This is a genomic window from Streptomyces turgidiscabies Car8 (genome assembly GCF_000331005.1).
Taxonomy (GTDB): domain Bacteria; phylum Actinomycetota; class Actinomycetes; order Streptomycetales; family Streptomycetaceae; genus Streptomyces; species Streptomyces turgidiscabies.
Window position 1 is genome coordinate 1 of record NZ_AEJB01000460.1, and the last position, 18,917, is coordinate 18,917.

Annotated in this window: 17 protein-coding genes and 1 pseudogene; 13 read left to right on the forward strand and 5 right to left on the reverse strand. The window is 71.1% G+C overall.

What is annotated here, in order from left to right:
- Window positions 1-83: 83 nt before the first annotated feature.
- The gene (locus STRTUCAR8_RS33360; RefSeq protein WP_044473342.1) at window positions 84-545 is read right to left on the reverse strand and encodes an ATP-binding protein; all 462 of its coding nucleotides are present in this window, start codon (window positions 543-545) and stop codon (window positions 84-86) included.
- A 212-nt stretch (window positions 546-757) separates the two neighbouring features.
- Here STRTUCAR8_RS33360 and STRTUCAR8_RS33365 point away from each other — a divergent pair, with 212 nt between their 5' ends.
- Together STRTUCAR8_RS33365 and STRTUCAR8_RS33370 are read left to right on the forward strand one after the other, a co-directional pair.
- Window positions 758-1,615 carry a helix-turn-helix domain-containing protein gene (locus STRTUCAR8_RS33365; protein ID WP_006380636.1) on the forward strand — a complete coding sequence of 286 codons (858 nt, stop codon included), beginning with the start codon at window positions 758-760 and terminating at the stop codon, window positions 1,613-1,615.
- Window positions 1,616-1,624: 9 nt separating this feature from the next.
- Window positions 1,625-1,849: a DUF397 domain-containing protein gene (locus tag STRTUCAR8_RS33370; protein ID WP_006380654.1), complete on the forward strand. Its 225-nt coding sequence runs from the start codon at window positions 1,625-1,627 to the stop codon at window positions 1,847-1,849.
- Window positions 1,850-1,932: 83 nt separating this feature from the next.
- Here the strand turns inward: STRTUCAR8_RS33370 and STRTUCAR8_RS33375 are convergent, their stop codons facing one another.
- On the reverse strand, window positions 1,933-3,060 hold the full coding sequence (locus STRTUCAR8_RS33375) for an 8-amino-7-oxononanoate synthase (protein WP_006380648.1): 1,128 nt from the start codon (window positions 3,058-3,060) through the stop codon (window positions 1,933-1,935).
- 240 nt (window positions 3,061-3,300) lie between these two features.
- Here STRTUCAR8_RS33375 and bioB point away from each other — a divergent pair.
- The 3 genes and pseudogenes from bioB to bioD all read left to right on the forward strand — a co-directional run bounded on the left by bioB (window position 3,301) and on the right by bioD (window position 6,515).
- A pseudogene (gene bioB / locus STRTUCAR8_RS33380) lies at window positions 3,301-4,508 on the forward strand (biotin synthase BioB).
- Entirely contained in the window at window positions 4,501-5,790 is a 1,290-nt protein-coding gene (locus STRTUCAR8_RS33385) for an adenosylmethionine--8-amino-7-oxononanoate transaminase (RefSeq protein WP_006380645.1), read from the forward strand. Before bioB ends, STRTUCAR8_RS33385 begins: the two are co-directional and overlap by 8 nt.
- Window positions 5,791-5,792: 2 nt before the next feature.
- A complete protein-coding gene (gene bioD / locus STRTUCAR8_RS33390; protein ID WP_006380646.1) occupies window positions 5,793-6,515 on the forward strand; it encodes a dethiobiotin synthase in 723 nt (240 codons plus the stop codon).
- Window positions 6,516-6,569: 54 nt separating this feature from the next.
- Here the strand turns inward: bioD and STRTUCAR8_RS33395 are convergent, their stop codons facing one another.
- A complete protein-coding gene (locus tag STRTUCAR8_RS33395; protein ID WP_006380643.1) occupies window positions 6,570-8,933 on the reverse strand; it encodes a helix-turn-helix transcriptional regulator in 2,364 nt (787 codons plus the stop codon).
- Window positions 8,934-9,048: 115 nt separating this feature from the next.
- Here STRTUCAR8_RS33395 and STRTUCAR8_RS33400 point away from each other — a divergent pair, with 115 nt between their 5' ends.
- Window positions 9,049-9,735, forward strand: coding sequence for an esterase/lipase family protein (locus STRTUCAR8_RS33400; RefSeq protein ID WP_006380649.1), 687 nt, complete (start codon window positions 9,049-9,051; stop codon window positions 9,733-9,735).
- A 106-nt stretch (window positions 9,736-9,841) separates the two neighbouring features.
- Entirely contained in the window at window positions 9,842-10,561 is a 720-nt protein-coding gene (locus tag STRTUCAR8_RS33405; RefSeq protein WP_006380635.1) for a class I SAM-dependent methyltransferase, read from the forward strand.
- On the opposite strand, the gene STRTUCAR8_RS33410 is transcribed toward STRTUCAR8_RS33405, so the two are convergent.
- Window positions 10,556-10,897: a hypothetical protein gene (locus tag STRTUCAR8_RS33410; protein WP_044473346.1), complete on the reverse strand. Its 342-nt coding sequence runs from the start codon at window positions 10,895-10,897 to the stop codon at window positions 10,556-10,558. The two genes, STRTUCAR8_RS33405 and STRTUCAR8_RS33410, sit on opposite strands and share 6 nt — an antisense overlap.
- Before the next feature lie 49 nt (window positions 10,898-10,946).
- The gene (locus STRTUCAR8_RS33415; protein ID WP_044473343.1) at window positions 10,947-11,186 is read right to left on the reverse strand and encodes a hypothetical protein; all 240 of its coding nucleotides are present in this window, start codon (window positions 11,184-11,186) and stop codon (window positions 10,947-10,949) included.
- Between the two features lie 166 nt (window positions 11,187-11,352).
- Between STRTUCAR8_RS33415 and STRTUCAR8_RS33420 the strand changes: the two genes are divergently transcribed.
- The 6 genes from STRTUCAR8_RS33420 to STRTUCAR8_RS33445 all read left to right on the forward strand — a co-directional run bounded on the left by STRTUCAR8_RS33420 (window position 11,353) and on the right by STRTUCAR8_RS33445 (window position 18,884).
- Window positions 11,353-12,201 (forward strand): ABC transporter ATP-binding protein, encoded by an 849-nt coding sequence (locus STRTUCAR8_RS33420; RefSeq protein ID WP_006380652.1) that lies wholly within the window; start codon window positions 11,353-11,355, stop codon window positions 12,199-12,201.
- Window positions 12,202-12,207: 6 nt separating this feature from the next.
- A complete protein-coding gene (locus STRTUCAR8_RS33425) occupies window positions 12,208-14,775 on the forward strand; it encodes an ABC transporter permease (RefSeq protein WP_006380651.1) in 2,568 nt (855 codons plus the stop codon).
- 426 nt (window positions 14,776-15,201) lie between these two features.
- Window positions 15,202-15,699 (forward strand): hypothetical protein, encoded by a 498-nt coding sequence (locus STRTUCAR8_RS33430; protein ID WP_006380641.1) that lies wholly within the window; start codon window positions 15,202-15,204, stop codon window positions 15,697-15,699.
- Between the two features lie 205 nt (window positions 15,700-15,904).
- Window positions 15,905-16,588: a class F sortase gene (locus STRTUCAR8_RS33435; RefSeq protein WP_078507401.1), complete on the forward strand. Its 684-nt coding sequence runs from the start codon at window positions 15,905-15,907 to the stop codon at window positions 16,586-16,588.
- Window positions 16,589-16,664: 76 nt separating this feature from the next.
- Window positions 16,665-17,744 (forward strand): right-handed parallel beta-helix repeat-containing protein, encoded by a 1,080-nt coding sequence (locus STRTUCAR8_RS33440; protein ID WP_044473344.1) that lies wholly within the window; start codon window positions 16,665-16,667, stop codon window positions 17,742-17,744.
- 78 nt (window positions 17,745-17,822) lie between these two features.
- The gene (locus STRTUCAR8_RS33445) at window positions 17,823-18,884 is read left to right on the forward strand and encodes a methyltransferase (RefSeq protein ID WP_006380637.1); all 1,062 of its coding nucleotides are present in this window, start codon (window positions 17,823-17,825) and stop codon (window positions 18,882-18,884) included.
- Window positions 18,885-18,917: the final 33 nt, after the last annotated feature.

Sequence of the window (18,917 nt, forward strand, 5' to 3'; positions counted from 1 at the left end):
CCCCGGGGCCCGTCCCACCCGCCGGTGACGGCTCTCCCGGTGACGACCGTCCCGACGTCGCAGCGGAGCGCGGAGCCGAACCGCTACGGCTCCTGCTGGCCCGCCGCCGTGACCGGGGGCCTGGCCGGGACAGTCCACGGAAGTTCGATCGACACCGTCTTGCCGCCCTCCCGAGTGGGGCGGACACGCAGTTTGCCGCCCGACTCGGCGGTCAGCCAGCGAATGATGACCATTCCGCGCCCGTTGTCCTGCTGCACGGCGGCGGGCAGCCGTTTGGGGAAGCGCGGGTGGCTGTCGGTCACCCCGATGCGCAGGTGTTCGTCACGGTCGAGGGCGATGTCCACCGTGAAGGTGGGTGACAACCCGAAGGTGTGCTGTACGGCATTCGTGGCGAGTTCCGAGATGATCAGGCGGATGCTGTCGGCGGCTTCGGAGTCACCCGGCAGGCCCCATTCCGCCAGCACGTTGGCCACATAAGCGCGGGCGGCGGAGACCGAGGCGGGATCGCTCGGCAGAGTGACGGATGCTTCCAGGTGGTCTGCCATGGCGACGTCGTCCCTTTCCCACAGGACCGGGGCCCGACAATGAGCGGCTGGTTCGAGTACGGTCCCGGACTGGTGCTTCGCGCCAGAGTGCCATTCCGGCGCCGGTCACGGGGTGCGATCCACCAAGATATGCATATATCTGTCGCTCGAAGCGGTGAACTCTGCGACCCCAGAGCGTATTCGGGCGGCTCATCAGGAGTAAGGGGTGGCCCATGCAGTACGGTCCCGCGGTGCGCCGCCGAAAGCTGGGTGCCGAACTGCGCGCGCTGCGTGCCAGGGCCGGGCTCACGAGCGGTCAGGCGGCCCGTCTGGTGGGCTGGCACCAGTCGAAGGTGAGCCGGATCGAGACAGGCGCCAGCGGGGTGAAGCCGGCGGACGTCCGGTTACTTCTGGACGCGTACGCCGTCCCCGAGGGCGAGTCGCGCGAGCTGCTGCTCGTGCTGGCGGGGACCGAGGACGGCGACCGGAACCACTGGTGGCACGCCTACCGCGGCGTGCTGCCGCCCGCCTACCGGGACTTCATCAGCCTGGAGTCGCAGGCCGCCACCATGCGCACGCTGGAGACCTCGGTGGTGCCGGGGTTGCTGCAGACCCGGGAGTACGCCCGTGCGGTGACCCGGGCCGCCGTGGACGGCCTGGAGGAGAAGCGGCTCGACGCGCTGGTCGAGGTACGGCTGGCCCGGCAGGACGTGCTGCGTTCGGACCGGCCGCTGGCCCTCAGCGCGGTCCTCGACGAGGCGGTGCTGCGCCGTGAGGTGGGCGGTCCCGAGGTGATGACACATCAGTTGGGGCGGCTTGTGGAGGCGGCCCGGCTGCCTCAAGTGCGGCTGCAGATCCTGCCGTTCAGCGCGGGGGCGTATATCGGCATCACCGGCCCTTTCGTCATCTTTTCCTTTCCGAGCACTTCTGACTTGGATGTGGTTGTTCTCGACCAGATGATGAGTAGCCTCTACCTCGAACGGAAAGAAGACCTCCGGGCCTACAGCGAGGCCTTCAACACCCTTCAGATCCACGCCCTTTCGCCCGAGGATTCGTTGGATTTCATCGCCGGTCTGCATCACGGCGTGTGAGGAGGCACCATGACCGCACTGCCTCGGAACGTACCGTCCGTCGTCGAACCGCCCGGTGTGCGATGGCTGCGCAGCAGCTACAGCACCGGCGCGAACAACTGTGTGGAGACGGCCCGTCCGGACACCGATGTCCCGGCCGGACCGCTCGCCGTACGCGACTCCAAGAACGCGACCGGACCCGTCCTGCTCTTCTCCCCCGAGAGCTGGCAGGGATTCCTCACCGCGTTCCGGTGATCGCCCTACGACACACGGCCGCGGTCCGCCGACTCATGGTCGCGTGTCACTGATCAACTCAACGACGCTATGGATCTACGCGTCTACGGTCGGTTCTCGCCGATCACCTGTACCGCCCGCGCGATCTGTTCCTCGGCCAGGTCCGCGCGGGCGGTCAGCCGCAGCCGGGACACCCCGTCGGGCACGGACGGCGGGCGGAAGCAGCCCACGCCCACTCCTGCGGCCCGGCAGTCGGCAGCCCACCGCACGGCACCCTCCGGGGACGGCGCGCGCACGGAGACCACCGCCGCGTCCGGCCGTACCGCCGACAGCCCCTCCGCAGTCAGCCGTGTGTGCAGTTCACGCGCCACCGCACGCGCCCGCGCGGCCCGTTCGGGTTCGCGGCGCAGCAGGGTGAGGGCCGCGAGGGCCGCGCCCGCCGCGGCAGGAGCGAGACCGGTGTCGAAGATGAACGTCCGGGCCGCGTTGACGAGGTGCTCGATCACCCGGGCGGGCCCCAGCACCGCACCCCCCTGGCTGCCGAGCGACTTGGACAGCGTGATTGTCACGACGACGTCCGGCGCGCCCGCCAGTCCGGCCGCGTACGCCGCCCCCTGCCCGCCCTCGCCCAAAACTCCCAGCCCGTGTGCGTCGTCGACGACCATCCCGGCGCGGAACTCCCGGCACACGGCGGCGAGTTCGGCCAGCGGTGCGGCGTCCCCGTCGACCGAGAAGACCGTGTCGGACACGGCGACGGCCGGCCCGGTGTGGGTGCCGAGCGCCTTGCGGAAGGCGTCCGGGTCGGCGTGCCCGACGACCTGGGTCGTCCCCCGGGCGAGGCGGCAGCCGTCGATCAGCGAGGCGTGGTTGCCCGCGTCCGAGACGACGAGGGAGCCGTGCGGTGCGAGCGCGGTGACCGCGGCGAGGTTGGCCGCGTAGCCGGAGGAGAAGACCAGGGCGGCCTCGAAGCCGCAGAATTCGGCCAGTTCGCGTTCGAGTTCCGCGTGCAGTTCGGTGCTGCCGGTGACGAGCCGCGAGCCGGTGGCGCCGCCGCCCCAGCGCCGGGCGGCCCGGGCCGCGCCCTCGGTGACCTCGGGGTGGCGGGCCAGGCCCAGATAGTCGTTGCTCGCGAGGTCGAGGAGTGGGGAGTCGGCGGGACGCGGCCGCAGGGTCCGTACGAGCCCGGCGCGGCGGCGCGCCTCGGCCTGCTCGTCGATCCAGCCGAACGCCATGAGTCCTCCGGGCAGCTACGTGTTTGTGGGCAGTGGACAGACCTTAGGGGTCTGTCCGGCGGACCACCCCGCTCACCGGCGCTGATGAGGCACCGTTGCTTCCCTGCGACCTGCTCCGCCGGACAGACCCTAACCGGACCCTCTGACACCCGTGATGTGGCAATACCCACACGTCGAAGCCCCTCTCTTGTACGAACTCTCCTTTCCCTCAGCCCGCCCCATACGTCAGGATCGGCTCCCATGGACCTGCTGACGACGCTGGTGGACAAGGGGCTGCGGCGCGAGCTGCCGACCCGCGAAGAGGCGCTGGCCGTGCTGGCCACCTCCGACGACGATCTCCTCGATGTGGTGGCCGCGGCCGGGAAGGTACGCCGCCACTGGTTCGGACGGCGGGTGAAGCTCAACTATCTGGTGAACCTGAAGTCCGGGCTGTGCCCCGAGGACTGCTCCTACTGCTCCCAGCGCCTCGGCTCCACCACCGGCATCCTGAAGTACACCTGGCTCAAGCCGGACGAGGCCTCGAAGGCCGCGGCGGCCGGGCTGGCCGGGGGCGCCAAGCGGGTCTGCCTGGTGGCGTCCGGGCGCGGCCCCACCGACCGGGACGTGGACCGGGTCGCCGGCACCATCAAGACGATCAAGGACCAGAACGAGGGCGTCGAGGTGTGCGCCTGCCTCGGCCTGCTCTCCGACGGCCAGGCGGAGCGGCTGCGCGAGGCGGGCGCCGACGCCTACAACCACAACCTGAACACCTCCGAGGCCACCTACGGCGCCATCACCACCACCCACACCTACGAGGACCGCGTCGACACGGTCCAGAAGGCGCACGCGGCCGGACTGTCCGCCTGCTCGGGCCTGATCGCGGGCATGGGTGAGAGCGACGCGGACCTCGTCGACGTCGTGTTCTCGCTGCGGGACCTCGACCCTGACTCGGTTCCGGTCAACTTCCTCATCCCCGTCGAGGGCACCCCGCTGGCCAAGGAGTGGAACCTCACCCCGCAGCGCTGTCTGCGCATCCTGGCGATGGTCCGGTTCGTGTGCCCGGACGCGGAGGTGCGTATCGCGGGCGGCCGTGAGGTCCATCTGCGGTCGATGCAGCCGCTCGCCCTGAACCTCGCCAACTCGATCTTCCTCGGCGACTACCTCACCACCGAGGGCCAGGCCGGCCAGGCCGACCTCGACATGATCGCCGACGCCGGTTTCGAGGTCGAGGGTTCCGACCAGGTCACGCTGCCTGAGCACCGGGTGGAACACCGGGCGGCGGTGAGCGGCCGATGCGGTTCACACGAATCCGCAGTGACGGGTGCGGTGGGTGCGGGTCGCACGAGGGCGGCGGCGTCTGCGCCCCGGCAGCCCCCGTCGCCGCCACGCCGACGGTGACCGAACCCCGTACGGACCTGGTGACCGTACGCCGCCGAGGTGCCGGAACGAACCTCGCGCCCAATGCCTGACCTGGCTGATCTGCCTCTGTCCCAGCTGCTCGACCTGGACCGGCGGCACGTCTGGCATCCGTACGGGCCTATGCCGGGCCGGGTCGAACCGCTCGTCGTGGAGTCGGCGAGCGGGGTGCGGCTACGGCTGGCGGACGGTTCGGGTGAGCTGGTCGACGGGATGTCGTCCTGGTGGTCGGCGATCCACGGCTACAACCACCCGGTGCTCAACGAGGCGGCGCGCGAGCAGCTGTCGCGGATGAGCCATGTGATGTTCGGCGGGCTCACCCACGAGCCCGCCGTACGGCTGGCGAAGCTCCTTGTCGACTTGTCGCCGGACGGGCTCGAGCATGTCTTCCTCGCCGACTCGGGGTCGGTGTCGGTCGAGGTCGCGGTCAAGATGTGTCTGCAGTACTGGCGTTCGGTGGGCCGGCCGGCGAAGCAGCGCCTGCTCACCTGGCGCGGCGGCTACCACGGCGACACCTGGCAGCCGATGTCCGTGTGCGACCCCGAGGGCGGGATGCACGAACTGTGGCAGGGCGTCCTGCCCCGCCAGGTCTTCGTGGACACGCCGCCTACGGAGTACGAGGAGTCGTACGCCGATCACCTCCGCTCGACGATCGAACGGCACGCCGACGAACTGGCCGCCGTGATCGTCGAACCCGTGGTGCAGGGCGCGGGCGGGATGCGGTTCCACTCCCCCGCCTATCTGCGGGTGCTGCGCGAGGCGTGCGACGCGTACGGCGTGCTGCTCGTGTTCGACGAGATCGCGACCGGGTTCGGGCGCACCGGCACGCTGTTCGCAGCGGAGCACGCGGCGGTGACGCCGGATGTGATGTGCGTGGGGAAGGCGCTGACCGGCGGTTATCTGACGATGGCGGCGACGCTGTGCACGGCGCGGGTGGCCGACGGCATCTCGCGCGGCGAGGTCCCGGTGCTCGCCCACGGCCCGACCTTCATGGGCAACCCCCTGGCGGCGGCCGTGGCCTGTGCCTCGATCGGTCTGCTGCTCGACCAGGACTGGCAGGCGGAGGTCAAACGGATCGAGGCCGGACTCCGGGAGGGGCTCGCGGGGGCGGCGGAACTCCCCGGGGTCCGGGATGTGCGGGTGCTGGGCGCGATCGGGGTGGTCCAGCTCGACCACGAGGTGGACATGGCGGCGGCCACGGCGGCGGCCGTGCGCGAGGGCGTGTGGCTGCGGCCGTTCCGCGACCTCGTCTACACCATGCCGCCGTACGTCACCGGTGACGCGGACGTGGCCCGGATCGCGCACGCGGTGTGCGCGGCGGCTCAGGAGGGATGAAGATGCCGATCCTGGTGATCACGGGGACGGGCACGGAGATCGGCAAGACCGTCACCACTGCCGCCGTCGCCGCCACGGCGCTCGCGGCGGGACGCACGGTGGCCGTGCTCAAGCCCGCCCAGACCGGCCTACGACCGGACGAGCGCGGTGACGCCGACGAGGTCGCGCGGCTCGCAGGTGACGTACGGACTCTCGAACTCGTGCGCTATCCGGACCCGTTGGCCCCGGCGACGGCCGCCCGACGAGCCTCGCTGCCACCGGTCCGGCCGGCCGAGGTGGCGGAGGCCGCCGCCAAACTGGCCGCCGAGTACGACCTGGTGCTGGTGGAGGGCGCCGGCGGGCTGCTCGTACGGTTCGACGAAGAGGGCGGAACCCTGGCGGACGCGGCCGAGTTGCTGGCCGCGCCGGTACTCGTCGTCGCGTCGGCGGGCCTGGGCACCCTCAACGCGACAGAACTGACGGCCCGTGAACTGTCCCGCAGAAACCTCCACTTGACGGGCATCGTCATCGGCAGCTGGCCGGACTCCCCCGACCTGGCATCCCGTTGCAACCTGGCCGACCTGCCGACGGTCGCCGGGGCGCCTCTGGTGGGGGCCCTGCCTGCCGGGGTGGGGACCCTGCCTCCGGCCAACTTCCGCACGATGGCAGGCAGTTGGCTGGCCCCGCCCCTGGGCGGAACATGGGACGCGCCAGAATTCCGGACACGAGAAGCGCCCCGCTTCTAGGGGCGCGGGGAACTGCGCGACCAGCCCCCCCCCCCCACCGACCGGCAGACAAAATCACAACCCCACCTCCCCCAACAACCGCACCAACTCGATCCGCGACCGAATCCCCAACCGCGAGAACACCCCCCGCAGATGGTGATCAATCGTGCGCGGACTCAACGCCAGCCGAACAGCGATCTCCCGATTCGTCGCCCCCTCCGCAGCCATCCGCGCCACCATCAACTGCTGCGCCGTAAGACGCGCGGTGAGATCCACCGTCCCCCACTTGACAGTCACCGGCGCCCCCAGCGCCCTCAGCTCCGCCCGCGCCTGCGTCGCACAGTGCGGCGCCCCGAACGTCTCGAACGCCTCCAGCGCGCTGTGCAGCCTGTCCCGCGCCTCGGTCCGATGGCGCAGCCTGCGCAACGCGCTGCCGAACAACAGCTCCGTGCGGGCGCGTTCGAAGTCACGGGTTCCGTGAGCGTGCAGGTCAAGGGCGGTGCGGTAGTGGTCGACCGCTTCGGGGCCGGGGGCTAGCAGGGCGCGGCAGCGGGCGCTGAGGGCCAGGTCGTCGGGGCTGCGGACGGCGGCGGCCCAGCGGTCGTAGTCGGCGTGGGCGGCCCGTGCGACGCGGGTGTCGCCGGTGCGGACGGCGGCCTCGACGTAGTGCGGGGTGGCCAGGTGCCGGATGGCGCGGTGGCCGTGCCCGGGGCCGAAACCGGCGAGGGCGCGCAGCCGGGCGGCGGCGCTCTCGAAGCGGCCGGTGGACAGGTCGAGGAAGGCGAGCGCCCACAGGGCGAGGGCTGCGGGCAGGCCGAGACCGTGGGCGCGGGCGTGGGTGCGGGCGGCCTCGGCGCGTTCCCGGCAGACCTCGCCGTCGCCGGTCACCGCCGCGAACATGGCGAGGGCGGCCTGCAGATGGCAGGCGCCGTTGTCCTGGCCGGTGGCGTACGCCTGCCAGAGGGCGTCGGCCGCGGCGGCCTCGGCGGCGCGTGGACGTCCGGTCCAGAAGTCGGCGTAGGCCCGGAACTCCATGGCCTGCGGGACGGTCACCGTCTCCCCCCGGGCGCGGGCGGAGGCGGCGGCCCGTACGGTGGCGCGTTCGGCCCCGGAGTGGTCGCCGAGGAGCAGTGCGGCGATGCCGGAGTGGATGAGCAGGGTGGGGTCGCCACCGGGACCGCAGCGCCCGGCGGCGGCCTTGAGGAGGTTGCGGGCGTCCTCGTACCGTCCCTCGACGGCGGCGGCGAGTCCCGCGAGGGTGCCGGGCGGGATGACGCCGAGCCGTGCCGCCACGGTGGCCGCCTCCCGGCAGCGGCGGAGGTCGCCGGTGTAGACGGCGGCCTCGGTGGCACGTGCCAACAGGTGCACAGCGGTGTCCAGGGCGGGGTTCGGGACGCTGTACGACGACTGGGTGTCCGGGTGCGGGTCCCGGGACCCGTAGGGGCGCGGCGGATACGAGTAGGCGTACGGGTCGTCCGGTGTGCTGAATCGTTCCGGCGGGCCGGAACGAGACCCTTGATCCCCGGTGGAACGATTCAGCGCGCTCCCCTGCTCCAGCGCGGCCCTCGCGTGCCGGACCGCTGCCGTCAGCAGCCCGTCGAAGGCCTCGGTCGCGTTGCCCGACCGCAGGGCGAGCATGCCGTTCAGCGCGCCCTCGTCCGAGGCGGAGACCAGACCGCGGGCCCGGTCCCCGTCGCCGCGGTTCCAGGCGTCGGCGGCGGCGCGGGAGAGCAGCCGGGACCGTTCGCGCGGGTCGGGCGACAGAGCGGCGGCGCGCTCGCCGAGGGCGCCGGCCAGGAGGTGGTCGCCCAGCTCACGGGCCTCGTGCGCGGCGGCCCCCAGTTCGGCGGCGAGCCGGGCGCTGGGGCCGAGGGCGCCGGCGCCCCGGTGCCAGGACCGCCTGGGTGTCTCACCGTCGCCGTGCAGAACGCGCGCCAGCAGTCGGTGCACGTCCCGCCGGTCCGCCGAGGTCCCGGACTCGTAGGCCGCGATGCGTGTCCACGCGTCGCGGAAGACGACTCCGCTCGCCGTCGCGTGCGCGATCCCGGCGGCCTCGGCGGCTTCGAGGGCGCGGGTGTCGAGGTGAGCCGCGGCGACCGCGCGCAGGAAGGCCTGCGTCGCCACCGGGTACTGGTCGGCGGCGGCCAGGAGGAGGAGCAGCCGGGTGTCGTCGGGCAGGGCGCGGATCTCCAGGCGGTGTGCCCGCAGCAGTTCGGGGGCGAGTGCGGCGGGGTCCGCCGGGAGCGGGTCGAGGCCGGCCGCCTGCCGTTCGGTGAGGAGCGGTACGAGTTCGGCGGCGGCGCGCGGATCTCCGTACGCGGCACGGAGGACGCGCACGCGGACGCCTTCGGGAAGCGGGGGGCCGAGCTGGTGCCACGCGTCCGTGAGCTGCGGTGGAGAAATGCGCGGCTGAGGCGGGGGATTCACCGAGGTCACCACACAACTCACGTTACTGGCGAGTTACAAGGCGCGTAAAGACCGGCGATTTCACCGATGCGGCGCGCGTAGACCCGGCCTGACACTCCAGCCAACCCCACGCATATCAGGAGGCACCATGCAGCGCCGCATGCGACGCATCACAGCAGCCGTCTCGGCCGTCGTGTCCTCGATGCTCCTGTCCCTCTCCCTCACCGCGACCCCCGCCCAGGCCGCCACCCACAATCCGATCGTCTTCGTGCACGGCATCAGCAGTTCGTCGAGCAGCTGGAACGACTGGGTCGCCGACTTCAAGGCCGACGGCTACACGGCCTCCGAGCTGGACGCCTGGTCGTACTCCTGGTCCCAGTCGAACGTCACCACTGCCCAGCAACTGGCAACCGAGGTCAAGCGGGTGCTGGCCGCCACGGGCGCCTCGAAGGTCGACCTCGTCGTCCACTCGATGGGCACGCTCAGCGCCCGCTACTACCTGAAGAACCTCGGCGGAACCGCGTACGTCGACGACTTCGTCTCCACGGCCGGCACCAACCACGGCACGACGCTCGCCTCCTGGTGTGCGTGGCTGTACACCTCGTGCTCCGAGATGTACACGGGAAGTTCGTTCCTGACGTCGCTCAACTCGGGTGACGAGACCCCGGGCAGTGTGTCGTACGCCAGTTACTGGTCCAACTGCGACGACGCGCTCACCCCGGACACGACCGCGATCCTGAGCGGCGCCACGAACGTCGAGGTCGGCTGCATCTCGCACGACGAGATGAACAACGACTTCGGGGTCTACACGCAGGTACGCAACTTCATCGCCTGAGTCGGTCCGAGGCGGCCTGATTCCATCGTTTCGGGCGACAGCGAGGGTGCGCGGGTCCCGTCAGGGGGACAATCGCGGTAAGGCCAGTCCTCCCCAGGAGGTCCCCATGCCGCTACGGTCCACCTCCGGCTCCGGCAAGGTGCCGCGGGATCCCGTGCACCACCCGCTTTTCGCCCGCTACTACGCCCGGGCCAGTGTGGCCGCCGAGACCCGGATGGGTCTGGGCGCCGTACGGGGCCGGCTGCTCGCCGGGCTCTCCGGGCGGGTGATCGAGATCGGCGCGGGCAACGGGCTGAACTTCGCCCACTATCCGGGCACCGTCTCGGAGGTCGTCGCGATCGAACCCGAGCGCCTGCTGCGGCAGTTGGCCGTGGAGGCGGCGATGCGTTCCGAGGTGCCGGTCGATGTCGTCCCGGGTGTCGCGGAGGCCCTGCCGGTGAAGGGCGAGGCGTTCGACGCGGTAGTGCTCTCGCTGGTGCTGTGCGGTGTCCGGGACGTCTCCCGGGCGCTCGGCGAGGTACGGCGGGTGCTGCGGCCCGGCGGTGAGGTGCGGTTCTTCGAGCACGGAGTCGGGGGCGGCCCCGCGATGCGTTTCACGCAGCGCGCCCTCGACCGCACGGTGTGGCCCGCGCTCGCCGGCGGCTGCCATGTGTCCCGGGACCCGGTCGCCGCACTGCGGGACGCCGGGTTCGAACTCGGCCCGTACCGGCGGATGTCGCTCTCCGAGAAGGGGCCACGGCTGCCCATCTCGTACTGTGTGACGGGCAGCGCGTGGCGTCCACCGCAGCCGGGAACGGAGCCGAAGCCCGCGCCGGACGCCTCATAGGCTCCACTGGCGCAGCTCGTGCGCGATGTCGTGCACCGAGGCGTTGCCGGTCTTCACCAGGCGGGCCAGGTCGCGCACCTGCTCGGGCGAGGTGATGATCACCTTGACGCCGCTGGCGATGAGATAGGCGTAGGCGACCGCCGAGGCGTACAGCGCGTTCGAGCGCTCCAACGCCGGTACGTGCATCAGGAGTTGGAGCAGGGCGGCGGCCCGGGCGTGCGGGTTGTCGTAGACGGGGATGTCGAATATCTCGGCCTCGTGGCGGGCGACGGCGGCGACCAGAGCGCCCCAGTCGGAGACCTGGGGGTCTCCGGGCGTCTTCCGTTCGGCGATCATGAGCAGCCAGGCGAGGTCGATCCTGAGGTTGCCGAAGTTCTCCAAGGGGTCAGTGACGACCTTCGCGCTTGCCCTCACGGTCCGCACCGAACTCTTCGGCGAAGACCGACTCGTACTGCTTCATGAAGTCGGCGGCGGCCTCCACGAACGTGTTGCCCGCCTCGCCGGTGTCGTGTTTGACCAGCTCTTCGATGTACCGGTTGACGCTCATCCCGCGGGCCAGGGCCTTGTCGCGCGCCGCCTGGGCGGTGCCCTCGTCCACCCGGACGTTCAGCTGAGTCTTCGCCATACCTAGACGCTAGCGCGTATGTGCTAGCACCGGCAAGGGGGCCCGGGAGTGAAAAGGGATACCGGGTGTGCGCCCCGTCACACTACGCTCGGCCGGGACAAGGAACGAGGGACGTCGGTACGACATCGGGCCGTCCACGACCAGCAAGCCACTGAAGGAGGCAGCCTTGTCCACACCTGCTGCGGAGCACGCCCCCGGGCACACGGAGGCGGACGGGACCGCGGCCCGCGCCCGCGCGCTGACCAAGGCGTACGGCACGGGCGAGACGACCGTGCTCGCCCTCGACTCGGTCGACGTGGACATCGCGCGCGAGCGCTTCACCGCGGTCATGGGGCCCTCGGGGTCGGGCAAGTCCACGCTCATGCACTGTCTGGCGGGGCTCGACACCGTGTCGGCGGGGCAGGTGTGGCTCGGCGACACGGAGATCACGGGGCTGAAGGACCGTGACCTGACCCGGTTGCGCCGGGACCGGATCGGGTTCATGTTCCAGTCGTTCAACCTGATCCCGACCCTGAACGCCGTCGAGAACATCACCCTGCCGATGGACATCGCGGGCCAGAAGCCCGACCAGAAGTGGCTTGACCAGGTCATCGACACGCTGGGGCTGCGGGACCGGCTCAAACACCGGCCGACCCAGCTGTCCGGCGGGCAGCAGCAGCGCGTGGCCTGTGCGCGGGCGCTCGCCTCGCGCCCCGAGCTGATCTTCGCGGACGAACCGACCGGGAACCTCGACTCGCGCGCCGGGCTGGAAGTCCTCGCCTTCCTGCGCCAGGCCGTCGACGACCTCGGCCAGACCGTCGTCATGGTGACCCACGACCCTGGCGCCGCCGCCCACTCCGACCTGGTGCTCTTCCTCGCCGACGGACGGATCGTGGACGAGATGGCACGGCCCACGGCGGAAGCGGTCCTGGAGCGTATGCGCCTCTTCTCCGGAGGACAGACCCAGACCTCCGCCACCGGCGATCCGGACGACGCCGGGACCCCTTCCCTCACCAAGCCCACCGACGAGGACTGACACCCCGTGCTGAAGGCAACGCTCAGGAGTTTCCTCGCGCACAAGGGCAGACTCCTGCTCTCCGCGCTGGCCGTCGTCCTGTCCGTGGCGTTCGTCGCGGGCAGCCTGATCTTCTCCGACACGGTCACCCGTACCTTCGACCGGCTCTTCGCCTCCACCTCCGCCGATGTCACGGTGGACCCACGCAAGGACTTCGAGTCGTCGGTGCCGTCCGGCGAGACCCTGACCCTTCCCGCCTCACTGGCGCGGCAGGTCGCCGGTGTCGCCGGCGTGGCGAACGCCCACGCGGACGCCTCCGTCCAGAACATCACGGTCGTCGACGACCACAACAAGTCGGTGTCACCGACCTCGGGCGCCCCCACGATCGCCACCGACTGGTACCGCACCGACCGCAGCCCCGTCGAACTGACCTCCGGCCACCTCCCCAAGGGGGACGGCGAGGCGCTGCTGGACGCGGACACCGCCGACAGCAAGGACGTGGGCATCGGTGACACGCTCACCGTCCACGCGCAGCCGGGGTCGTTCAAGGTGAGGATCGTCGGCATCGCCACCTTCACCACCACCAATCCGGGCGCGGCGCTGCTGTTCCTGGACACCAAAACCGCGCAGACCCGGCTGCTCGGCGCGCCGGACCGGGCCACCAGCATCTCGGTGACCGCCGCGAGCGGGGTGGGCGACGCCGAGCTGAAGAGCCGTATCGCACGGCAGATCGGCACCACGGACTACGAGTTGAAGACAGCCGCCGAACAGGCCGAGTCGGCCGCGGCCCAACTCGGCGGATTCCTCGACGTGGTCAAGTACGTGATGCTGGGCTTCGCGGGCATCGCGGTGCTCGTCGGGGTATTCCTGATCGTCAACACCTTCTCGATGCTGATCGCCCAACGCACCCGCGAACTGGGCCTGTTGCGGGCCCTCGGCGCCGACCGCCGGCAGGTGCGCCGGTCCGTGCTCACGGAGGCGGTGCTGCTCGGTCTGGTCGGCTCGACGCTCGGCCTCGCCTCCGGGATCGGGCTGGCGGCCGGGCTGATCCAGCTGTTGAGCGCGATCGGCATGAACCTCAGGTCGGCCGACATGGCGGTGAGTTGGGTGACTCCCGTGTCCGCATATGCCGTCGGCCTCGGAGTCACCTTCGTGGCGGCCTATCTGCCGGCCCGCCGTGCCGCGGTGGTCTCCCCCATGGCCGCGCTCCAGGACGCCGAGATCGCGGGCGTGGGGCGGCCCCTGCGGGTACGGGCAGTGGTCGGCGCGATCGTCGGGGCACTCGGGGCCGCCGCACTCGTGGGCTGCGCCACGGCCGACGAGACGTCGACCTCCGCCTCCCTGCTGGGACTCGGGGTCGTGCTCACCCTCGTCGCCACAGTGATCGCGGGCCCCCTGCTGGTCCGGCCGGTCATCCGGGTGCTCGGCGGCGCGTTCCCGGCGCTCTTCGGGCCCGTCGGCAGGATGAGCCAGCGCAACGCCCTGCGCAACCCCCGCCGTACGGGGGCCACGGCCGCCGCGCTGATGGTGGGCCTCGCCCTGGTCGGCGGGATGTCCGTGGCCAGTGCCTCGATGAGCAAGTCCTTCGACGAGCAGATCGACAGGACGCTGGGCGCCGACTTCGTCCTCCAGAACGACAACCTCGTGCCGTTCCCCCGGGAGGTCACCGACAAGGTGCGGGCCACGGACGGCGTCGGCCTCGTCGTACGGCAGCGGTTCGTACCGCTCGCGGTGCGGCTCCCGGACGGCAAGCGCCTGGAGACGACGGCCGCCGGGTATGACACCCGGCTCGACGACGTCGCCCATGTCGCCTACGCGCAGGGCGACACGGCCGCCGCACTCGCCGACGGCCACCTGGCGATGTCCGCCGACTACGCGAAGGACCACGACGTGCGCGTCGGCACGGTCCTGCCGGTGGAGTTCCCCGACGGCGGCCGGACCGAGCTGACGGTCGGCGCCCTCACCGACCAGGACACCGCCGACGGGTTCGGGACGCGGGGCGGGATCTACTTCGGGATCGCCGTCGCCGAGCGGTACGTGCCCGGTGGCCAGGAGTCCGCGCTGTACGTCAACGCCACGGCCGGCACGAGCGCCGGCGAACTGCGGCCCGCGCTGGAGCGAACCCTTGAGCCGTATCCGCAGATCAAGGTGCGTGACCAGGCCGACTACAAGGAACTGATCCGCAACCAGATCGCCGTACTGCTCTACCTCGTGTACGCGCTGCTGGGGCTCGCGATCGTCATCGCGGTGCTCGGCGTGGTCAACACCCTCGCCCTGTCGGTGGTGGAGCGGACGCGTGAGATCGGGCTGCTGCGGGCCATCGGACTGTCCCGGCGGCAGCTGCGCCGGATGATCCGGCTGGAGTCGGTGGTGATCGCCGTGTTCGGCGCGGTGCTCGGGCTCGGACTCGGACTGGTGTGGGGCGTGTGCATCCACCGGGTGCTGGCCCTCCAGGGCATGGAGGCGCTGGCGATCCCCTGGGGCACGATCGTCCTGGTGGTCGTGGGCGCGGCGGTGGTCGGCATCGTGGCCGCACTGCTGCCGGCGCTGCGCGCGTCCCGGATGAACGTGCTGGCGGCGATCGCGCACGAGTGAGGGGCGGCGCGCCTGGGCTCGGCGGTGCTCGGGTGCGGGTGCTCGGGTGCGGGTGCTCGGGTGCGGGTGCTGTGTGGCTGGGCGCGCAGTTCCCCGCGCCCCTTTGGTGGGGCCTGCGGCCCTTGCCAAAGGGGCGCGAGCCGGCCCCTGGTGCGTGCAGTCGTGTGCCGCCGATCGGGTAGTGCCTATGGCGCTGTGCAGAGTGGGAAGTGACTGCTGATCAGACGGTCAAATGCCTGGTCAGTGTGCTGGTGTTCGCATCGAGGCGTCGGTCTGACGGCGGGTCGGGGGCCACCGGGCGGGTCAGTCTGGTGGGTGGCTCGAGTGGTGGGGCGGACGCATCTGACTGACGGTGGATCACGTCGAGGCCGGGTCTCGTCAGCTGACATCACGTCAGCGCCCCGGTCACGGCGGAAGGACTCGACCATGCGCTCTGCCCGCCTGCTCCTCGCTACCGCGACGGCCACGGCCGCTCTCGCGATCGCCGCGCCCGGCGCGTTCGCTGCTGACGGCGGCGACTGGGACAACGGTGACTCTTCCTACAGCAAGGAGCACGACAAGGACAGCAAGCACGACAAGCCGAACGGCGGAATGCACACGGGTGGCGGTGCGCTCACCGCGGTGAACGAGGGCGACTGGAGCAAGGGCGACAGCGCCGACGAGAGCAAGAAGGGCGACTGGGACGCCGACAAGACCGACAAGGAGGAGCAGAGCAAGGGGTCCTGGGACTCCAGCGACAAGGAGGAGGAGAGCGGCAAGGGCGACTGGAGCGGCAAGCACGAGAAGCCCAGCGGTGGCATGCACACCGGTGGCGGCGCGCTCGCGTCCCCGGGTGTCACGGCCGGCGGGATGGCGGCCCTGGCGGTCGTCGGCGCCGGTGCGTTCGCGATGCGCCGCAGGAACGCGGCCGACGGGGTGTCCTGACCGATGCCTGACATAGCAGCCGGGGCCGTCGCGTGCGCACATCCACCTGTGCGCACTGCGGCGGCCCGGCCGGTTTTCCGCCGGTCCGCCTTCAGCCGCTCCCGTTCCCTCTCCCTCTCCCGCCCCTCGTCCGTTTCCGCTCCCGCTGCCCTGTCTTCCGTCTTCGCTGATTCCGTTCAGCTGTGTTCCCGTGAGGTGGTTCCCGATGGCAACCCGGTTGCCCTCCCCTGTTGGGGCCGAGTCCGTGTCGTCCGGCCGGCGGTCCCTCGTGCGTCTGGTCGCGTGGGCCGTCGTACTGCTGATCCCTCTGTTCTTTTTCTTCTCCGGAAACGACGAGTCGGCCGACGACTCCCGCTCGCCGCGCGCCGCCGCGGCCCACGCTCCCTCCTCGTCGACCGCGCCGAAGTCCTCGGCCACCGTGCCGGCCGGAAAGCATCTGCCGCGCGCCCGTCCGACGCGGCTGCTCATTCCGGCCATCGACGTGAGCGCCCCCTTCGTCGGCCTCGCCATCGGTGACAAGGGCCAGCTCGAACCACCGCCCGCCGACGACATCAACCTGGTCGGCTGGCAGGCGGACGGTGTGTCACCGGGAGAGGCCGGGACGGCGATCATCGCCGGCCACGTCGACACGGCGACCTCCGCCGCGGTCTTCGCGGGGCTGAGCGAGCTGAAGAAGGGGAACCGCTTCTCCGTCAACCGGTCGGACGGACGCACCGCCGTCTTCGTGGTCGACAGTGTCGAGACGTTCGCGAAGGACGACTTCCCCGACCAGCGCGTGTACGCGGACACCCCGCAGGCCCAGGTCCGGCTGATCACCTGCGCCGGCGACTACGACCACTCGGTGCGCGACTACACCGACAACCTCGTGGTCTTCGCCCACCTCGTCTGACCCTTCGACGTCCGGCTGGGGCCCACCTGGGGGATCAGCGGTGGCGAGCCGGAACACCCGCTCCTAGCTTCGGCATATGAACAGACGACATATCACCCACCTCGTATGCGTCGCGGCTGTCGTGGCGTCAGGGCTGGGTGCAGCGGCGCCGACGGACCACCGCACGGCGCATCAGGTACTCCGCATCCACCGGGTACAGCCCGGCGAATCGATCCAGCAGGCGGTGGACGCCGCCCGGCCGGGGGACACCGTTGTCCTCTCCCCCGGCACCTATCACGAGAGCGTCCGCATCACGGTGTCGGGCCTGACGCTGCGGGGCTCCGTCGCCGGACCCGCCGTCATCGTGCCCGGCCCGGCCTCCGCGAGCAGCAGCTGTGCCACCGCGGGCAACGGCATCTGCGTGACCGGCACGAAGAGCGCTCCCCTCAAGCGCGTCACCCTCCGCTCGCTGACCATCCGGGGCTTCACCAAGAACGGCCTGTGGGCCTCGTGGACCGATCAGCTCAAGGTCCAGAACGTGACCTCCGAGAAGAACGGGCAGTGGGGCCTCGCCCAGGAGAGGTCCGTACGCGCCGTGTTCAGCCACAACGTCGCCGAGCGCAACGGCGACGCCGGACTCTTCGTCGCCAACACCGTCGACCGGGAGGACGGCGCCCAGGACACCAAGGGCACCGAGATCGACCACAACCGGCTGCTCGGCAACCGCATCGGCATCACGGTGCGGCGCCTGCGGAACCTGACCGTCGACCACAACGAGGCGACCGGCAACTGCACCGGGGTGTTCGTCGTCGGCGACGAGGGCACCCCCCGCGCCGGGGCGATGACCGTGAGCCGCAACCGCATCCACGCCAACAACAAACTGTGCCCGAAGACCCCACGGCTGCCCTTCCTGCAGGGCTCGGGCATCGTCCTCACCGGCACCGAGAAGACCCTGGTGACGAAGAACAGGGTCGAGGACAACGTGGGCACCTCCCCGCTGTCGGGCGGCATCGTGCTGTTCAAGAGCTTCGTGGGCGCCCTCAACGAGAACAACGAGATCCGCGACAACGTGGTGCTGCGCAACAGCACGGCGGATCTCGTCGACGGGGACCCCACCAGGAAGAACACCTTCCGCGGCAACACCTGCGGGGTCTCCGCACCCGCCGGAATGTGCTGACCGACCGGCGCCCCGTCCGGCCCGTCCACCTCACCCGCCCCACCCCTACACGGCACCACCAGAGAGGCGAGGCACCACATGACGACCGTTGATCCGGCTCCCCCCGCTCCCCAGGCCCTCCCCGCTCCCCCGGCACCCATGCGGCTGCGGGAGCTGGTGTTCGGGGCGGCCTGCGCCGCCGCCGTACGCGCCGCCGCCCGGCTGGGCGTCGCGGACGCCCTCGACGACACGCCCACCACCGTCGAGGACCTGGCGGCGGCGGTGAAGACCCAGCCCCGCACCCTCCGGCGGCTGCTGCGCGCGCTGTCCTGCCAGGGCGTCTTCGCGGAGCGCCCCGACGGCACCTTCGTCCACACGGAGATGTCCCGGCTGCTGCGCGAGGACGACCCGCACAGCCTGCGGTACATCGCGCTGTGGTGCACCGAGCCGTGGACGTGGAACGTCTGGCCGAAGCTGGACGAGGCGGTGCGTTCCGGCCGCAACGTCTTCGAGGACATGTACGACAGGGAGTTCTTCTCGTACCTCAACGAAGAGGCCCCCGAGTCGGCGTACGTCTTCAACCGGGCCATGACGACGTCCAGCGAGCAGTCCGCGCGGGACGTCGCGAACCTGCTCGACCTGAGCGGGGTGTCCTCGGTCGCCGACATCGGCGGCGGTCAGGGGCAGGTCGTGGCCAGCCTGCTGGAGAAGCACCCCGGGATGCACGGCACGCTGCTCGACCTGCCCGGAGTGGTGGAGAACGCCGATCCGCGGCTGCGCGCCGGAGGTTCGCTGTCCGCGCGGGTGAGCATCGTCGCCGGGGACTGCCGGGAGGACATCCCCGTACAGGCGGACGTCTACATCATCAAGAACATCCTGGAGTGGGACGACGAGAGCACCCGCCGGGCGCTGGCGAACGTCCGCAAGGCCGCGCGCCCCGGCGGCGGTGCCAGAGTCGTCGTGATCGAGAACCTCGTCGACGACACTCCGTCGATGAAGTTCACGACCGCCATGGACCTGCTGCTGCTCCTCAACGTCGGCGGTGCGAAGCACACCCGGCAGAGCATGGTCGACCGGCTGACCGACGCGGGCCTGGTCATCGGTGAGATCCGCCCCGTCAACGCGTATCTGCACGCGTTCGAGTGCACCATCCCCGGCTGACATCCCGTCACAGCCGAAACCCCGAGGCCGGTA